General features: G+C 32.2%; 13 protein-coding genes. 6 read left to right on the top strand and 7 right to left on the bottom strand.

Translation table 11 applies throughout. The features are described 5' to 3' along the window. Positions 1-12: 12 nt before the first annotated feature. Positions 13-1,539, bottom strand: a complete 1,527-nt coding sequence (locus AACV01_RS09175) for an L-lactate permease (RefSeq protein WP_004243961.1) — start codon at positions 1,537-1,539, stop codon at positions 13-15. 1,978 nt (positions 1,540-3,517) lie between these two features. On the opposite strand from AACV01_RS09175, the gene AACV01_RS09170 reads away from it, so the two are divergent. From AACV01_RS09170 to AACV01_RS09160, 3 genes are all read left to right on the top strand, one after another. Beyond that, complete coding sequence (locus AACV01_RS09170; protein ID WP_004243958.1) at positions 3,518-4,096, top strand: NAD(P)H-dependent oxidoreductase; 579 nt, start codon at positions 3,518-3,520, stop codon at positions 4,094-4,096. Between the two features lie 28 nt (positions 4,097-4,124). Further along, positions 4,125-4,703, top strand: coding sequence for a histidine phosphatase family protein (locus AACV01_RS09165; RefSeq protein ID WP_161682757.1), 579 nt, complete (start codon positions 4,125-4,127; stop codon positions 4,701-4,703). A gap of 419 nt (positions 4,704-5,122) precedes the next feature. Further along, positions 5,123-6,046 carry an AEC family transporter gene (locus tag AACV01_RS09160; RefSeq protein ID WP_004243956.1) on the top strand — a complete coding sequence of 308 codons (924 nt, stop codon included), beginning with the start codon at positions 5,123-5,125 and terminating at the stop codon, positions 6,044-6,046. Between the two features lie 111 nt (positions 6,047-6,157). Here AACV01_RS09160 and mqo read toward each other — a convergent pair whose 3' ends face one another. The 5 genes from mqo to AACV01_RS09135 form a co-directional block, all read right to left on the bottom strand. Then, a complete protein-coding gene (gene mqo / locus AACV01_RS09155) occupies positions 6,158-7,654 on the bottom strand; it encodes a malate dehydrogenase (quinone) (protein WP_020945976.1) in 1,497 nt (498 codons plus the stop codon). Positions 7,655-7,665: 11 nt separating this feature from the next. Next, positions 7,666-8,061 carry a cupin domain-containing protein gene (locus AACV01_RS09150; protein WP_104836602.1) on the bottom strand — a complete coding sequence of 132 codons (396 nt, stop codon included), beginning with the start codon at positions 8,059-8,061 and terminating at the stop codon, positions 7,666-7,668. Positions 8,062-8,652: 591 nt separating this feature from the next. Next, positions 8,653-9,339, bottom strand: coding sequence for a fimbrial protein (locus AACV01_RS09145; RefSeq protein ID WP_046335316.1), 687 nt, complete (start codon positions 9,337-9,339; stop codon positions 8,653-8,655). Between the two features lie 692 nt (positions 9,340-10,031). Next, entirely contained in the window at positions 10,032-10,289 is a 258-nt protein-coding gene (locus AACV01_RS09140) for a MafI family immunity protein (RefSeq protein WP_161682755.1), read from the bottom strand. Further along, positions 10,279-10,707: a hypothetical protein gene (locus AACV01_RS09135; RefSeq protein WP_041701197.1), complete on the bottom strand. Its 429-nt coding sequence runs from the start codon at positions 10,705-10,707 to the stop codon at positions 10,279-10,281. The genes AACV01_RS09140 and AACV01_RS09135 overlap by 11 nt, the downstream gene beginning before the upstream one ends. A 727-nt stretch (positions 10,708-11,434) precedes the next feature. Here AACV01_RS09135 and AACV01_RS09130 point away from each other — a divergent pair. Continuing rightward, entirely contained in the window at positions 11,435-11,953 is a 519-nt protein-coding gene (locus tag AACV01_RS09130) for a tetratricopeptide repeat protein (RefSeq protein WP_237585008.1), read from the top strand. Then, complete coding sequence (locus tag AACV01_RS09125) at positions 11,880-14,294, top strand: sel1 repeat family protein (RefSeq protein WP_339382634.1); 2,415 nt, start codon at positions 11,880-11,882, stop codon at positions 14,292-14,294. Before AACV01_RS09130 ends, AACV01_RS09125 begins: the two co-directional genes overlap by 74 nt. Before the next feature lie 117 nt (positions 14,295-14,411). On the opposite strand, the gene AACV01_RS09120 is transcribed toward AACV01_RS09125, so the two are convergent. Further along, a complete protein-coding gene (locus tag AACV01_RS09120) occupies positions 14,412-15,116 on the bottom strand; it encodes a fimbrial protein (protein WP_104836601.1) in 705 nt (234 codons plus the stop codon). Between the two features lie 532 nt (positions 15,117-15,648). On the opposite strand from AACV01_RS09120, the gene AACV01_RS09115 reads away from it, so the two are divergent. Further along, positions 15,649-16,770, top strand: coding sequence for a hypothetical protein (locus AACV01_RS09115; RefSeq protein WP_060554790.1), 1,122 nt, complete (start codon positions 15,649-15,651; stop codon positions 16,768-16,770). Positions 16,771-16,926: the final 156 nt, after the last annotated feature.

The raw sequence follows: 16,926 nt of genomic DNA, 5'->3' as shown, positions 1-16,926 counted from the left end.
TATCTTGTATAGTTAATTCATTAGGTGATAAATAATGCCGATTTTGGCACCTAGAATGATGATATAGGCAATACAATATTTTAATGTTTCTCGCATAATGGCACTGCTTTGCCCATCCATTTTGGTCGCCGAAACGGCGATCGCGATACTTTGTGGTGAAATCATCTTACCGCCAGTCGCCCCAGAGGTATTAGCCGCTGCGAGAATAAAGGGATCAACATGGAGTTTTGCCGCGGCACTGGTTTGAAGCTTGCCAAATAGTACGTTAGAGTTTGTATCGCTTCCGGTTACAAACGTTCCTAGTGCACCAATGACTGGGGCAATAAAGATAAATCCAGCGCCAGTAAAGTTAACTAATGTTTCCGCAATGCTACCAATCATGCCACTGAAATCCATTACCGTTGCCATCGCAACAATAGCCATAATGGCAATAATGGAGTTCTTTAATTGAATTGTGGTTTTTACTAATACAGAAAAGAGCGTTGAAAGGCTTGCACCTTGAATAGTGCCACCAACAAAACTCGCTAAAATAATCAATACCCCAGGCGTACTTAACCAAGCAATAGTTTGATATTCAGTTTGAGTATCACTTAATACAAAAGGAATTTTAGTTGCAATAGTTCCTACTGCGGTTTGGATTGTAGGGAATAGCGGAGAGCAGGCTAAGATAAAAATAAAAGTAAACAGATAGATAGAGCTAGCGACTAATAGCTCTTTAGCTGAGTGTTTTGTTGGTTGTTTACTTTTATCATGGCCTGTTTTCATGCGTTTAGCCAAGAAAATAACCACAATCAGACTGACTAGGCTTCCTGCAAAGGCAGGTAATTCCGCACCTAAATTAGCTGCGACAATATATTGAGGGATTAAGGTGCTGATCCCACACATTAAAGTAATAAAGCCGACACCTTTAATGGCTTTAATACCACCACCAGCAATAGCAACAATGACAAAAGGTAATAGAATATTGAATAAACCAAGTTGGATAATAATGGTTTTACTTAACACCAATACATCAAGGCCGGTATTTTGTGCCAAAATAGACACTGGAATACCAACGGCACCAAATGCGGTAGGTACCGTATTTGCGACTAGTGAAGCGACAGCTGCTTTAAAGGGATCAAAACCTAGTGCGATTAAAATACCGATAGGAATAGCAACTGCTGTACCATAACCTGCAACAGCTTCTAAAAAACCGCCAAAACACCAAGAGATAAGTAAAACTTGTACGCGTTTATCATCGCTGATCCCCGCTAATACGTCTTTTAATACCTCCATTCCTCCTGTTTTTAGCATTAGGTTATAGCTGTAAATAGCCGCCAGAATAACGATGATAATCGGCCATAACCCCTTTACCGCACCATAAAGTACAGATACTGAGGCAAATTGAAGGGTGTTATTCCAATGAAAAATAGCGAGAGCCACAGTGATAATTAGCGAAACGAGGACAGCGTGATGAACGGCCGATTTCATTTTTAAAATCATAAAAATCAGAACGGCTAAAGGAACAATTCCCAGTAAAAATGATAGATAGTCTGACATAATTATTTTTATCCTTAAGTTTGCAATTTTTTATCGTTTATCACTGCACCGGCAAACCTATTCATTCGTCATTTATGTTTTGTGTAGGGCACTTAGTTTGATGGTTTTCTATTTTGCTGAAACGATAAATCATAAAGAAAAAAAGATAGTTACCTAAAGAAATAATATAAGCATTCGTTACTTAAACTATTGTCAGGTTAGGTTGTGGGCTATTGTAGGAAAAATTTAGAAAGATGTAATAGAATAAAATCAATTGTGTGACAAATATAAAAAAAATCTATTTTTGTTACTAACTAGTTATTATTTGTCTTGTTTTTTGACTTTTATCAATGTAATTAATTTATTGTTATTGTTATCAAGATGATTTTTGATAGTAAAAATAGAGTTTTTTATTACTTATACTGGTAACTTGTTCGATACATTAAAGCCTAACTTAGCTTTTTTTATTGGTATCCGACTCATTCAACGTTCAAAAATCATAAGTTTTTCTAATGTTTTATTGTCTGTGTTATAAAAATCAGTTTTATAAACCAAAGTACGTTACCATTTAATATATTCATTATTGATATTAATTATTTTTTATATTTTATCTTTCATTATAATTAATAAATAATAATTTTTTATTTTTAAATTTATATAGAGATTAATTCTTTTTATTTTTAATTTTAAAAGTTTTTTTATTTTAAGATTTTTTATTTATTTTTTTGTGGAAAATAAAGATGATAAAAAATAAACGCTAATTTATTTTATATTGCTTTGTTCCAATAAATAAGAATATGATTAATGTTAGATATATTAGTCATTCAAAATTCATAAAGAAAAGATAATATTATACAAATTGTTTAGTTGACACTTTACTATCAGTGATGAAGTTCTTTTTTATGTTACATTATGATATTACTAGTATAATAGGTAAATTATTTGTATTACAAATCAGTGTGATAATTAATATTTAAACAAGTGATTAGATAAGAATGCTGTAAATATTGAATGGCTAGTAAATATAGCTAAAGTTAAAATAGTGATCGAGATCTGCTTTTTTCTTAATAAAAAATCGTCATATATACCAAAAAAAGGGATGTCTTATTATTACTCTCTATTTTTAATTGTGACTAAAACGACTATTGTTAGGGTATTAACAAAGAGGAAATAATACATACACTAGAAAATTGTCAGCATATCATTTTCACTTACTTATCTGTTTTTCCGCTTATTGTTATTTCTTTGTTATCGGGTACAAGTAGCGAAACTTTCTGCCACTTAACTATCAGGTTTATTCTGTTTTTGCTGCTTGTTTTTTCTACAGACTTTGACGCTTGTTTATTTGAAATCGCGTTAAGTACGATCGCTTATAAAGCCCGAGAGATTGAAAATAACGCCCATAAAAAGCAAGATCAGCTGATAAAAATCTTTATCGTTGATAAATAATTTCATAAGTTATGTTAGCAATGTTTTAGGATTTAACATTTGAGGTTGTTTTATGCTCAGAGTGAAAAATAGCCATGTTGTTCATAAAAAGCATCTGTATGGTAATTGTGATTAGCTGTGTTGAACAGCGATTAAATCAAAAAGCGATTCATTATGAGTCGCAATTTCATACAATATTGAGATGTTTTATGCTGACAAGGATCTTAAACAACAATCAGTAAGAGCATACTTTTTGATTTATAAATAAACTAGGAGTAAGTCACTAGTATCCACCAGCGTTATCGTTAATTAACTCAATTTAGGCAATAAAGTAGACAATAAACAATAGACTTTTGCGATAAAAGCAATAATCCACTTTATTGAAATACACAGTGATTAATGGCTACTTTTTTAGCATTTTTAACTTATTGTTGGTTTATTCTGTTTCGATAAAAGTGATTAATACTGCAGTGTCTCTTTTTGGTGATTTTTTACCCTGAAGTGCATCCGTTTATTTTCTGTTAAAATAGCTCATATTAAATATTTAGTAGTAAGAAAATTAGGAGTAAATATGAATATTCTACTTATTAACGGTGGACAAAAATTTGGGCATTCTGCAGGACAATTAAACCGTACATTACATGATATCGCTCTGGCACATTTGGCGACATTAGGGCATCAGGTAAAAGAAACACAAATTGAAGAAGGCTATGATATCAACGAAGAGATAGAGAAATTTATCTGGGCTGATACTATTATTTATCAGATGCCGGGCTGGTGGATGATGATGCCATGGAAAGTGAAAAAGTATATGGATGAAGTTTATACTTACGGTCACGGCAAACTATATGAAAACGATGGACGTACTCGTCATGATCCAAGCAAACAATATGGTAGCGGGGGATTGTTGCAAGGTAAGCAATATATGATCTCCGTGACTTGGAATGCCCCTATTGAAGCTTTCAATGAATTTGGTAATTTCTTTGATGGGCGAGGGGTTGATGGTGTCTATTTTGCTTTTCATAAATCACAACAATTTCTTGGTTTATCTCAGCTGCCTACTTTTATGACCAACAACGTCATTAAAGAGCCTAATATTGAGAAAGATATTGTAGAATATAAAGCACATCTAACCAAAGTCTTTGGCTAAAAATTAAACGGCTCAAAAGGAGTGTTATATGCGCTATATCATTATCTTTTTGAGCCTCATTTTATATGGATTTAATCTTATGGCTTATTCAGAACAAACGCTGGTATTTATCCGTCATGGTGAAAAGCCTGATAATGATAGCGGGCAATTAAGTTGTCAGGGATTAAATCGTGCGTTAGCGTTACCTAATCGATTGATAACACAATTTGGTCAGCCTGATGCGTTATTTGCTGCAGCACCAAAACAAAGTAAACTTGGAAATTCATTACGCTCTCTTCAAACTTTAACACCTCTTGCGGTGAAAACATCACTGCCAATCCATTTAAATTACCATGCCAAAGAGATAGACCCATTACGTAATAAACTGCTGAGCGAAGAATATCAGAATTCAGTCATTTTTATTGCTTGGGAGCATGATAATTTAGTTAAAGTAGTAAGAGATATTGTGGCGCAATTTGGTGGTGATCCAAAAGCTATTCCTAAATGGGAAAGTGGTGATTTTGATAGTATCTATATATTAAAAATAATCCAAGAAGTAGATAAGAAAAAAGTGCTCTTTGAGCAACTGCATCAACAGCTAAATGATATGCCTAAACAGTGTCCTTAGGCTGAAAAATGCAATATAGCATTGTCATATATATTAAAATAAGCTCGATTAATCATTTCCATATGGTTTAATTTATTGCTACCTATTTTATTTTTTATTCAAAAACTATTCTTTTATTATCTGTTTATTACCATTGTTAGGTTTATTTTAAGTAAAAATACTTAAAATCCTAATTGCCGTGTTGGTTTACTTCCCTGTTTAGTTTACTCGATAAAGTATCCTGTTGATCATTGTGAAGTAATATTGTTATTTATCATTTGAATGATTTTAAATATATCCGATAATTAAAATGTTCTAATTTTTATTACTAGGTAATAATACGAATATTTTTACTTTATTCATATAATAGATAACTATTTTGTTATCAGTTATAGCCATTGAATAAAGTGGGGACACTATATTAAGCAACCAGAGGTAATATGTTACTACAAACCATTTTAGCAGCGCTGGGCCCTATTATCTTAGGGCTTTTAGTTGGCTGGCTTTCCGGTAAATATGGATTTATTAAAAGAGAGTATTCACAAGCCTTTGCTGATTTTGTCGTTAAAATTGCTCTGCCTTTTTCACTCTTTTTAGCGGCAACCCAAGCTTCTCCGTCGGTTTTCTTTAATATCGACTATCTATTAGCTCTCGCGGTAGGATTAATTGTTTCTTATCTTATTGGTTTTTTAGGCGGCAAGTTCTTTTTTAAACATGATAAAAAGAACTCAGCAATGCAGGCATTATCGGTTTCATTTCCTGATATGGCTTATTGTGGACCACCAGTATTACTGGCAACAGTCGGCTCATCTGGTTTGATTGCTATGGTGGTGGGAAATTTGATCTACACGGTAATTATTTTACCTTTTACTATCATGATCATTAGTGGTGCCAAACAAGGAAAAAGCATTTTACAGTCATTGCTTAATGCTATCTCTCAGCCATTAGTTTTCCTGCCTATTTTGGGGGCTATGCTAGCTATTTTCGGCGTTAAGCTACCAGAGATTTTACAAAACTCAGTGAATGAAATAGGGAAAACATCTGGTGGTGTAGCATTATTTTTCTTAGGACTATTAATTTCAGGGCTCAAACTCAAAGTTAATACTGAAATTGTTTTTAATGTGATAATAAAGAATGTTGTACAAGGGGCATTAATTTTAGGAACGGGATTTGCACTTGGATTAGAAACTGAATTATTAAAAGCCGTCTTTCTAATTGGTGTATTGCCTACTGCAACAGCGGTGCCTGCTTTAGCTATTACAAATAAGGCCTATGCTGATATGGCAACGGGCACTGTATTATTAAGTACGCTATGTTCATTACTTTCTATTATTGGTGGTATCACTATTGTAGAAATGATGTAAGTTTTCTAAGTATATTTACTTGGAAAAGGGTAATTAATAATAACGATGCAAATAAAAAATAAAACAGACCTTTAATTTCCGGTCTGTTTTATTTTTATCGGTAAGATATAACTAAGGTGTTTCTAATTTTAATATCTTAGCCGTTGATGCACGAATATTACGACAAGCATCGGCATCTATTTTGAGATCAATACCATAAGTTGGAATAATTGTTTTAAGACGATCTTCCCAACCCTCATTTTCAAGTTGCTGTTTAAAGCAAGATTTAATGATATTGATGGCAATAAATGCTGCTGTAGAAGCGCCAGGTGATGCCCCCAATAACACTGAAAATGATTTATCTGCGCTACTAATTAGCTCAGTACCAAACTCTAATACGCCATGATGTTTAGCTGCGGGTTTAATAATCTGCACTCGTTGACCTGCAACAGCTTCTTGCCAATCCTCATGTTGAGCCTGAGGATAGAACTGTTTAAGCATTTCAAATTGATGTGCTGACGTTTGTAATACTTGACCAATTAAATATTCAGTTAATGACCAGTTATCTTTCGCGACATCTAGCATAGGTTCAATATTGCTGGGGCGAATTGACTCAAATAAATCTAAATAGGAGCCGTGTTTTAAAAATTTACTTGAAAATCCAGCATAGGGGCCAAAGAGTAGGGAGCGTTTACCTGCAATAATACGAGTATCAAGATGGGGGACAGACATCGGTGGTGAGCCTACATCTGCTTTTCCATAAACTTTGGCATGATGGCGAGAGCTGATTTTATCTTCATCACAACGCAGCCAAATACCACTAACAGGGAAACCACCGTAGCCTTTACCTTCTGGAATACCTGATTTTTGGAGTAAATCGATAGCGCGTCCACCGGCACCAACAAATACATATTTAGCTGTAATTAGGTATTTATCATGGGTGGTGAGATCTTTAACTTCGATATTCCAACCACCAGTCTCATTTCTTTTGATATCAATAACATCATGTTTATAGTGCAACTCAAAATTATCTTGTTGAGAAAGTTGCTTAACTAATAGATGTGTTAATGCGCCATAATCGACATCAGTACCAGTAGCTACTCGGGTGACAGCAAGCTGTTGATTCGGATCACGCCCTTCCATAATTAATGGCGCCCAATCTTCAATTTGCTGTTTGTCTTCACTGTATTGCATATTTTCATAACAGTGATTGGCAGACATTTGGCGATAGCGTTGATGAAGGAATTTAACGTTATCTGCACCCCAAACAAAACTCATATGAGGGCAAGAATGAATAAAATCACGCGGATCGGCAATTTTTCCTTTTGTTACTAAATAAGACCATAATTGGCGCGATAAATCGAACTCGGTGTTCACTTCTAACGCTTTACTGATATTAACGGTGCCGTCAGGATTTGGTGGCGTATAATTTAGCTCACAGTTAGCAGCATGTCCTGTTCCCGCGTTATTCCATGAGTTAGAGCTCTCTTGACCACAATCATTAAGTCTTTCAAACATTGCGACTTTTAAATTAGGCTCTAGTTCTTTCAGAAGTGTGCCAAGTGTCGCACTCATAATGCCAGCACCAATGAGCGCGACATCTACATGTTCACTAATAGTTTTATTCATACAGACCCCAATTACTTAGTTGTTTTGGTAGGTTTAAAACATAATCCTGCATCTTCTTTGTAAACAACATAAGCTCGTCGCCAAGGTTCATCATCCATAAGACGCCATTTATGACCAGTGCCACTGTTATCTTGCGCTAACAGCACATCACCGGGTTTAATGATAAAAGTTGAGCCATCTTTTGTTTCAAACTCTAATGTTCCTGATAACGTAATAACATAACGAGGAACGGGATCTTGATGCCAATCATATGAACCACCTGAAGTTGTTTCTCTAAACGATAACTCTGAAACAGTAATTGGCAAACTTTCACTATCGCCTCGTGAACTATCCTTAAATTCGATGATACCTTCTTCAAATAAAGAGTTACCATCTTCTCCGGTCCATAAGCGAACACATCGTATCATTTCGTCAAACTCCTTTAATATTTTGATACTTAAAATTTGATATTAGTTTAGTATAGATAACTTTCTTATTATTTCTTCCAATCACTATCACAATTAGGCGTTTTTATTACTAAAATAATCGTAGCAGTAATTAAATAATATAGTTGATTATTATAGCTATTTAGTCTCTAACTTTAAGGGGAAGGTTTATTTTTATTGATGTGATATATAGATATGTTTGTGTTTTGTTTTTATTGAAAATAATTCGCTAAAAGATATTTTTTAAAGTTAATTATTTTTGATTGTTGTGTCATATTTTAAGTATTAATACTGATAATTTATATTAATAAAAATAGTTAGAGTGCAGAGTTTGGATTAACGAAAATAGAGATATTTCCTCACGCTTTTGACGAAAGAGGGGGATTCTTTTTTTGTTATCGTTATAGTAATTACTCTCTTATTGGCATGTGATTAAGTTTAGCTGAAGGGTTGATTGGCGGTTTTTAGGTATCAGCACGATCAGTACACAGCATTATAGATAAGTTGATAACACAAGATAATCACAATAAAAATTAACATATATTATATTGTGATTATCAATGATTTTGAAATTTAGACACCAAAGTTAAAAGTAAAAACAGCTTCACCTATATAATCAATTCCATCAGTTAAATCGATATTGTTTTGTGCCAATTTTTTTCTTGATAAAATATACGCATACCTACTTTCGTTATAAGTTCCTATTTGTATTTTTGCATTAAACACTTTTCCAGCTATAAGTTTTAAATTGTTTTTATCAACCTGAGATTGAGGTTCACTAGTTAACGCTGTTAAGGTATCTTTAAAAATAGTTGCGGACGATCCAGTCCAAATCTTATCTGCCACTCTTCCTAAATAAGCTCGTTTATTATCAACTTTGATATCAATGACATCAATTATATATCCACCAATCTCTTGTTCTGTATTTTTTGCATTAACTAATCCAAAAACGCTAATTTTCGCTGAATCTGTTGAACTTGTTTTATAAGTATCTGATACCTTAAGTGTTAAATAATTGCTTGCGTCACAGGATATTTTGATATTGGCACTCTTAGCTCCTAGTGCGTAATTTTCCTCAGCAGGAATAAAAGAGGGGGATATTACACCATAATCAATAATAATATCATTATCACCAGCATTAACGGTGCAAGTAGGGGGAGTAATATCACCGTTTATTTTTAAGTTAGCGCCTGGTGGAGTAGCTAATGCTGGTGTTGACATTACAATCAGCGTAGCAAGACTAAATAGCAATTTTTTCATATAGCCATTCCTTTTTATAAATTTAAAAATATAAATAATACTCTATAATACACAATCTATAATTTTATTTAATTACAAATTGATATATTTTTAATTTATCTAATTAAGATATTCTTAAAGTGATTGTTATTTTATATTTAAACTGTAGCTATTCAATTATCATAGATATTACTAAAGATAAAAATAATTTTTATCTTTTTTAGAGTAAGTGTAGAGTAATTTTAAAAATTAAATTGTTATTGTTTTGATGATGGTAAGTTAATTATTTATTAATATTTGTTCTTTATAGATAACTCTATTTATATTTGTAGACCAATCATGATTAAGGACTATTCGAGTATCGCTTTCAACCATAAAAGTAGATATTTTATCTTGATTTGCAGCTATACCATTTCTATTACTCAGTCTGCGGTCTTCATATCGGTAAATAAGGTACTGCCTTGCGACTGGCGGCTGTCGGTGTGGGTTTCGCTTTTCGACGGTTGGCATTAGTGCACAGTTGTAAGGTAAAAAGCTAGACAGCTAAAGAAGAAGAAGGGGGTAAAACCAGACAATATACAGTGGGTTACTTACCGAACAGGGGGGTAACCTAACTCTAGCCCACAACTCACTATTATCGGTAAGTGGCTGAAGGGATGAGATAAATACAAAAGATCCTAGTATTGAACTAGGATCTTTTCATTGACCCTAATTCACTTAATATTATCTGGATTTATATATAAATATCTATCATCTAACTCAAGATTTAGCTTATTTACAATACCAATGATCTGCTTATACTCATCACTGGTTATTACGACATCATAGTCAGCTATGTGATCGCATAACGTTTTAAAAGCTAAAATACTTTCTGAGTGGTCTATATATTCTAAGTCAAAATCAACAATATCAGGCGCCAAACGCCCTTTCAGATTTTCACCTAAACGTCTAATATCTTGATTAATGTCCATAACAATCGCTGACCTCTATTAGTTTTTTATTGAGGACTAACAAAATCCCTTGGCTACCCAAGCACTGGCCTTTGGCGTCGTTAACGGCCTTTAATGCCCACTGAAAATCGGCAGCGGACTCACCATCAAGACGGATAGTGGAAATGGTAAAGCAGGGTTGTTCATTTTGCGGATAATCAGGCAGCGTTAAATCAGGCTGTTGAATACGCGTATCCACAACGGGGTTGTTCTGCTGTTGTAACATGCGCTCTCGTTCTTGCTGGCGTTGTTGCTCGCGGGCATCGATAGAGAGTGCTTGATTGACGGGATCAGCCAATAAGGGGACAGAGATAAAATATAAGCTGAGTAAGCTCCATTTTAATAAACGATGTTGTTTGTCAGTATGATGTGATGTAAGGGAGAATGGTTTTTCTTGCATATTTTTGCCTAATTCATCAATCAATAATTACATGTGTCTAACTCAATGAATTAAGGCGATGTCAGTAATGAAATATAGATCCGGACATCCTTACTAATGCAGTCACAAATCCGTTGTTACGCAGGTTAAATATAAGTTTAGGGTACGGAATTTAGCGATTAGTTGACTTTCATTGAGAATATTATCTTAAGTCAAATTTGGTGCTGATGTTTACATAAACTGACAAATGAGGCAATAAGTTAAAATCGTATTTTGGATAAATAAGATTTAATACCAATCTGTAAATCATTAATAGACATTTTCTAGTGATTTAAAATGATTTTTTTATTTTCACGGGATTTAAATTTGATAAAGATTGAATTAATTATGGTTTGTTATAATTATAAATAATAACCTTTTTAGAACCTCTGATTATTATTCAGAAATGATTAAATATTAATCATATATATTAGTATAGTAAGGTATTTAATTTTGTCAGATGAAAGATTGTAATATTAAAAAGCTTATTTTAGTGATATTTAGACGTGAAGTAGTCAAACTATTTTCTGAATAATACGACACAACGAGGGCTGATTATAGAGTGGAGTATTGAATGTCAATCAATTTTTATAGCAAATCTAAATAAATTAATATAAAAATATAAATAAAAGAATAGCAATTATATTGATTTTAATTTTTACTATTGTGCTATATTTATATAAAAAGAATGAGCTTTAAAAGGAATGTTATGTCTCGTAAAATTAAAAATATACTTATCTCCATTTTTTTAGTATTTATTGCCTTTGGGCTTTATCTCAATAAAAATCAAATCCAACCAGAGTTAAAGCCAAATGGTTATAGTTATTATCAAAAAGGTGACTATAAAGAGGCGTTTAATTATTTTTCACAACATGCGCAAAGTGATCCGCAAGCGGCATTTAGTTTAGCAATGATGTATTGGGATGGCATAGGGGTTGATAAAAATGCCTTAGCTTCACAAAAATGGTTAATAAAATCAGCAAACTTACAAAATAGAAATGCACTTTATAATTTAGGATATTTACGTAACAAAGGATTAATCCAAAGTCCTACTGATGATGCTCAAGGATTAACGTCATTAACTAAAGCTGCTGATTTAGGCTCTTCAATAGCGAAAGATTTTTTACATGACCTTAATTTTCCTGTGATTTATTATGATCAAAAAGAATATACGCTACTCCCTATTTATGGTGAGCAATCTTGGTCTGAAAAAAAAAAGAACACTTGAAGAATTAGAAAAATTAGCAGAAGAAGGTAATAAAGAAGCTGTATATCAATATTTAGAGAATAAGGATTCAGTAAAACAATCAAAAAAGACTAAAAATATGATACGTCCTTTTATTGAAGAAAAAGATCCTAAAATGATGTATTTAAAATATAAGTTAATAAGTCAAGATATTAACTTACTTTTTGATTCAGCATATTTGAACTATCCTGAGGCAACATATCTTCTGTATCAAATCTACAAGGGTGATAAGAAAAACTATCCCCTTCAAGAAAATTCTTTTTTAGCTAATATATATTTAAAAAAATCTGCTGATTTAGCGCATCATGATGGATTAATTAAAATAATAGAGAAATTAAATAATAGTGATACATTATCATCAAATTATTTTAGAAACTTGCTTGAAAAATATATTAATACATTATTATTGAAATATCCAAACTCTCCACAAGCCATGCTAGCGCTCGCTAATGTCTATTTAAAACCAAATAGTAGTTTTTATAATTTTGAAAAAGCACTTAAGCTGGTAGAGAGAGCATATAACATACAGCCATCTCCTGAAAGCAAATTATTATTGGCTAAATTATATTCTAATAGTGAGGGGGCTCATCAGAATATTAGAAAAGCAGTTAGTTTTCTGAAAGAAAACATAACTAATGATAAATTGACAGGTAAAAGCCAAAGAGAATTAGTAAAAATATATTTTGATTTTGGTGCTTCTGATTATCTTAAAAAAGAAGAGATTGTGAATATTTTAAGAGAGAGTGTAATTAAAAATAAATCAGCTGGTACATTTAATCAAAACTATAGCTTAGCTCATTTTTATGCAGATCTTCTTTTAGAAGAAGATGTCGCCAATAATGAAGAATATGCTTTTTCATTATATCAAAAAGCACGAGGTTATGCCTATGAAGCTACTTTTCATCAAGCAATTGCGACTATTAAATATAAAAATATGATAGATGATCAAGCTCTTATTAATATTGTTTCAGAATTGAAAGATGATTTAGAAAGCAGAAGGTTGACAGAAAAAAAACGACAGGAAGGATATAGTATTCTTTTCCGATATGGAATGGATTCACAGTATGTAATTGATTTTATTGTGGAACGTTCGCTATATGATGATAAAATAAGAAAGGCTATTCAACCATTATTAAGTCAAAATACAAATCTTGCATTTCAATATACAATAAAGAATATAATACATGAGAACTCAGCTAACAATATTAATGAAGATAATTTAAAAAAATATTATAAGGATATATTTAAATTAGCTGAAATAGGTTCTATTGATGCAATTAAATTTATTATTACAAAAGAGTATAAAGATAAGAATGCTCGCGATGAAATTTATCAAGACTATTCTTTTGATAAGTTAACTAATATCACTATTAAGGAGCGTTTGGTTTGGCGAAGAAAATGTGCAGATTTAGGTGATTTTATTTGCTTAAAAGAATTGGCTATAATTTATCGAGACGGTAAAGAGGGGGTTAGAAAGAACATTGCTAAAGCATCTGAATATGAACGACGTATTAGCATCAATTCGTCTCACTTTGAGCTGGAATCAGAAAAATATGAAATAGATAGAAGATGGAAGGAAAAAAGAGATAATACACTTGATTATTTACTAAACCAAAAAGAGAGTAGTAAACAACAACTAGAATTAGCAAGATTTTATAGTATTGAAGATAGTGGAAGAAGTTTAATTTATGCCAAAAAAGCATATGATTTAGGAAATAAAGAAGCGGCTGAGTTAATTTATTGGTACTATATGCAAAATATCTGTGAAGATAAAGATAATATCAATAAAGCAGACTACTATCTTAAAGAATGGCTAACAACAGGAGAAGAACCTAGTAAATACAGCTCTTCTAATGAATACAAATATTCTAGTATTAGTATCATTGCTGATTATTATTTAGAGTCACCGTGTTTAGTTGAACGAAACCTTGATAAGGCTATTGAGTGGTATCAATTATCGTTAGATTATCCATATGAAATAAATGATTTTTTGTATTCTGAATTAAATAATATGTATACTAATGCACCAAAATACATAAGTAAGGATCCTTTCGTGAATGTGTATTTATCTACACTAAAAAATCATAACGATTATATTTTAGATATGAATATTCGATTAGGAAAAATGAATTTTGCAATATCTTCTTTTGACAAACTTTATGAAGCACTTCTACTCAAAGGTGATGTGAAAGAAGCATATTATTATGGTTTACTATTAAATTATGATGTGAATAATGTCGCTATGTTTTATTCTTTATCTGACATTGAGCGTAAAAATATTGAATATCGTGTTGCTGATTATTTAAAAGAAATACAAAAATAATTTTATGTTATATGAGAAGTCCTTAATTATATTAAATTTTGAGGGGTTCTTATTGATAGCAAAAGATAATCACAATATAAAAGTTAATGATATTGTGATTATCTGTTATTTTAAAAATTAGACACCAAAATTAAAAGTGAGGACGGCTTCACCCATAAAATCTAAACCATTAGATAAATCTATTCCTTTTTTACTTAATTCATTTCTAGATAAAATGAAGGTTTGATTAGAACTACTTTCAGTTCCCTGTCTGAAATTTGATTGGAAAATTTTACCTGAAATTAGAGTCAGGGCGTTTTTATCAACGCTTGTTTGTTGTTCTGATGTCCAACCATTAGTTGGCCCTTTGTATAGGACGTTATTGTAGCTTTTCCCTGTAATAGCCACGTCATTTGCTCGTGAAATATATGCAGGTTTGCCATCAATGATCACATTATCCCATACAAAATAAGCTGCTCCAACCGCAGTTTCAGGATTTGCTTTATCAACTAAATGAAACCAGCCTGATGTATTATTAACACTTAATTCTGTATCAGCATAAGTATCAGACGCAACAAAGGTTAAATATGTTTTTGCATCGCATTCAATCGTAACTGTATTTTGAGCCATACTGGCTGGATAAGAGTAGATAGTTGATTGAGGGATAAGTGTTGGGCTTATGGCTCCATAATCGAAAATCACATCACTCTGTGTTGCTCCATTGATAGTACAAGTTGGAGGTTTAATATCTCCATTGATTTTTAAGTTAGCCAAAGGGGATTTAGCCAACACTGGCGTAGATATTATCGCCAGCATAGTTAGGCTAAGTAATAATTTTTTCATATCATTATTCCTTTTTAGAGGATAAATAACAAAGCAATATTATATAATACACCTTTTGTTTATTTATTTAATGATATCTGAATGTGTTTTTTAATATATCTAATTTAGACTTTCTTAAACTGAGTTTATTTTAATATCTGATGTTATCTAAAAGAGATAATTAAAAATAGACCTTTTATATTGCTAATAGCTGTTTTATTTTTTGTTCTAAGCGCATTTGTGTACAAATTTTTTCAGAGCAATCAAGCTATAAGGTGAGAATACGTGAAATGGAAGAAGCACAGAAAGTGAAAAAAGAACGTAGGATAAAAATCTTAAAATGATGTTTGTTAACAATTCTTAAGATATTATTTTGCTAAAAATAACGAGAGTGATTCTTTTTTGGAATGTTTTTCTTTACTTTATTTTTATTTTAATTTTTATATGGAATAATAATTTTTATTCTTATTGTTAGAGATAAAAATCACTAATAGTCATATAATAAATAGTATATATAGATGGTTCTATTTGTCATTATGGTCGGTGGTGAAAATTGAAAACGATAACTATTAAAATCAGTCTTTTGGTATTGTCACTGTTTTTCCCTCTCCTAACAAAAGCACTTGTTATTCCAGATAATGGAACGGGGTATATAGGTGAATTAACACCTCCTCAATCATATATGTCACTTAGTAGTAGTGGTAATACCTATGGAGCGGCTGTAGGTGTTAATAATGTTGTAGATTATTGTAGTAAAAACAGTGCACAATGGCAGAGTTTTTTATTCCCATTCCCAGGAAGTCAAGAGGGGGAGTACGGATTAAAATTATATAATAAAAATGCAAGTGAAGCGGAAAATAGGGAAAATTATTTAGTTGCAGCTATCAATGGAATAGTATCTATCGATGCGGTGTATTATCAGAATGGAACATATTCTCCGACTCGAATTACTCTGCGCCGAGGAAAAGAGGTTTCTAGAACAGCTGAGTATGCGGATCAATTTGTCTATCGTCACCCAATGTGCTGGTATGGTTATATATCACGTGTAAACAATACTAGTTTGAGAATAAGCTCTTATTCTATTTATGCAGTAGGTCATGTTAAACCTGGTATTTACGATTTTGTAGCTCCGATATATTTTACTACAGCTCAAACTGCAACTGATGCTCCTCCAGATCTATCTTCAGTTCCTTTTTCATTTGGTAATGGTCCTATTCACGTCTTAAAAACATGTAATGTTTCCCCTGCTAGCTCAACAAACATACAATTTGCCGCTCAACTAGCACAAAATTTTAAGTCAGCCAAGTTACTTGAGCAAAGTGTCGCTAGTATGCTTGTCTCTTGTCCTCATTCAGGAAATATGTATGTGACATTAAAACCCTATAATGAGCTAGTCAATGGGAGTAAAACTGGGATGACAATGTCTCCAAGTATCCCTTTGAAAAATAAAGAAGTTGCACCTTATATCACGGTATCTGATGCAACTAAAACAATAACTAATGCAGTATGTAATAACAATTCCTCCGAAGCTTTAGAGTTTTATGCAGGACAACCTTCAGGCAAATATAATGGGGGATCTGTTTATAAGTCATTATCATTCAACCTTTGTGCCAATGGGAATATACCTACGAATACTTATAAAGGAAGTATTGATGTATCGTTCCTGATTGAATGATGTGCTAATTTGATATTCAGAACATTGATAGCGTACTAAGTACTGTTAAGTACTGTTAAATTTTTAACGTAAAAGATAATCACAATATAAATTTTAATTATATTGTGATTATCAATTACTTTAAAATTAGACACCAAAGTTAAAAGTGAGAACAGC

The organism is Proteus sp. G2609 (assembly GCF_963896135.1).
GTDB classification, from domain to species: Bacteria; Pseudomonadota; Gammaproteobacteria; order Enterobacterales; family Enterobacteriaceae; genus Proteus; species Proteus mirabilis.
The sequence above is the reverse complement of the archived record's forward strand: the minus strand, read 5'-3'. Positions and strand labels throughout refer to the sequence as shown.

Coding starts and splice junctions, on each gene's coding strand:
- AACV01_RS09140 (WP_161682755.1), bottom strand. CDS start 10,289: ATGGACATTAATCAAGATATTAGACGTTTAGGTGAAAATCTGAAAGGG.
- AACV01_RS09125 (WP_339382634.1), top strand. CDS start 11,880: ATGATCAAAAAGAATATACGCTACTCCCTATTTATGGTGAGCAATCTT.
- AACV01_RS09135 (WP_041701197.1), bottom strand. CDS start 10,707: ATGCAAGAAAAACCATTCTCCCTTACATCACATCATACTGACAAACAA.
- AACV01_RS09120 (WP_104836601.1), bottom strand. CDS start 15,116: ATGAAAAAATTATTACTTAGCCTAACTATGCTGGCGATAATATCTACG.
- AACV01_RS09165 (WP_161682757.1), top strand. CDS start 4,125: ATGCGCTATATCATTATCTTTTTGAGCCTCATTTTATATGGATTTAAT.
- mqo (WP_020945976.1), bottom strand. CDS start 7,654: ATGAATAAAACTATTAGTGAACATGTAGATGTCGCGCTCATTGGTGCT.
- AACV01_RS09170 (WP_004243958.1), top strand. CDS start 3,518: ATGAATATTCTACTTATTAACGGTGGACAAAAATTTGGGCATTCTGCA.
- AACV01_RS09145 (WP_046335316.1), bottom strand. CDS start 9,339: ATGAAAAAATTGCTATTTAGTCTTGCTACGCTGATTGTAATGTCAACA.
- AACV01_RS09160 (WP_004243956.1), top strand. CDS start 5,123: ATGTTACTACAAACCATTTTAGCAGCGCTGGGCCCTATTATCTTAGGG.
- AACV01_RS09150 (WP_104836602.1), bottom strand. CDS start 8,061: ATGATACGATGTGTTCGCTTATGGACCGGAGAAGATGGTAACTCTTTA.
- AACV01_RS09130 (WP_237585008.1), top strand. CDS start 11,435: ATGTCTCGTAAAATTAAAAATATACTTATCTCCATTTTTTTAGTATTT.
- AACV01_RS09175 (WP_004243961.1), bottom strand. CDS start 1,539: ATGTCAGACTATCTATCATTTTTACTGGGAATTGTTCCTTTAGCCGTT.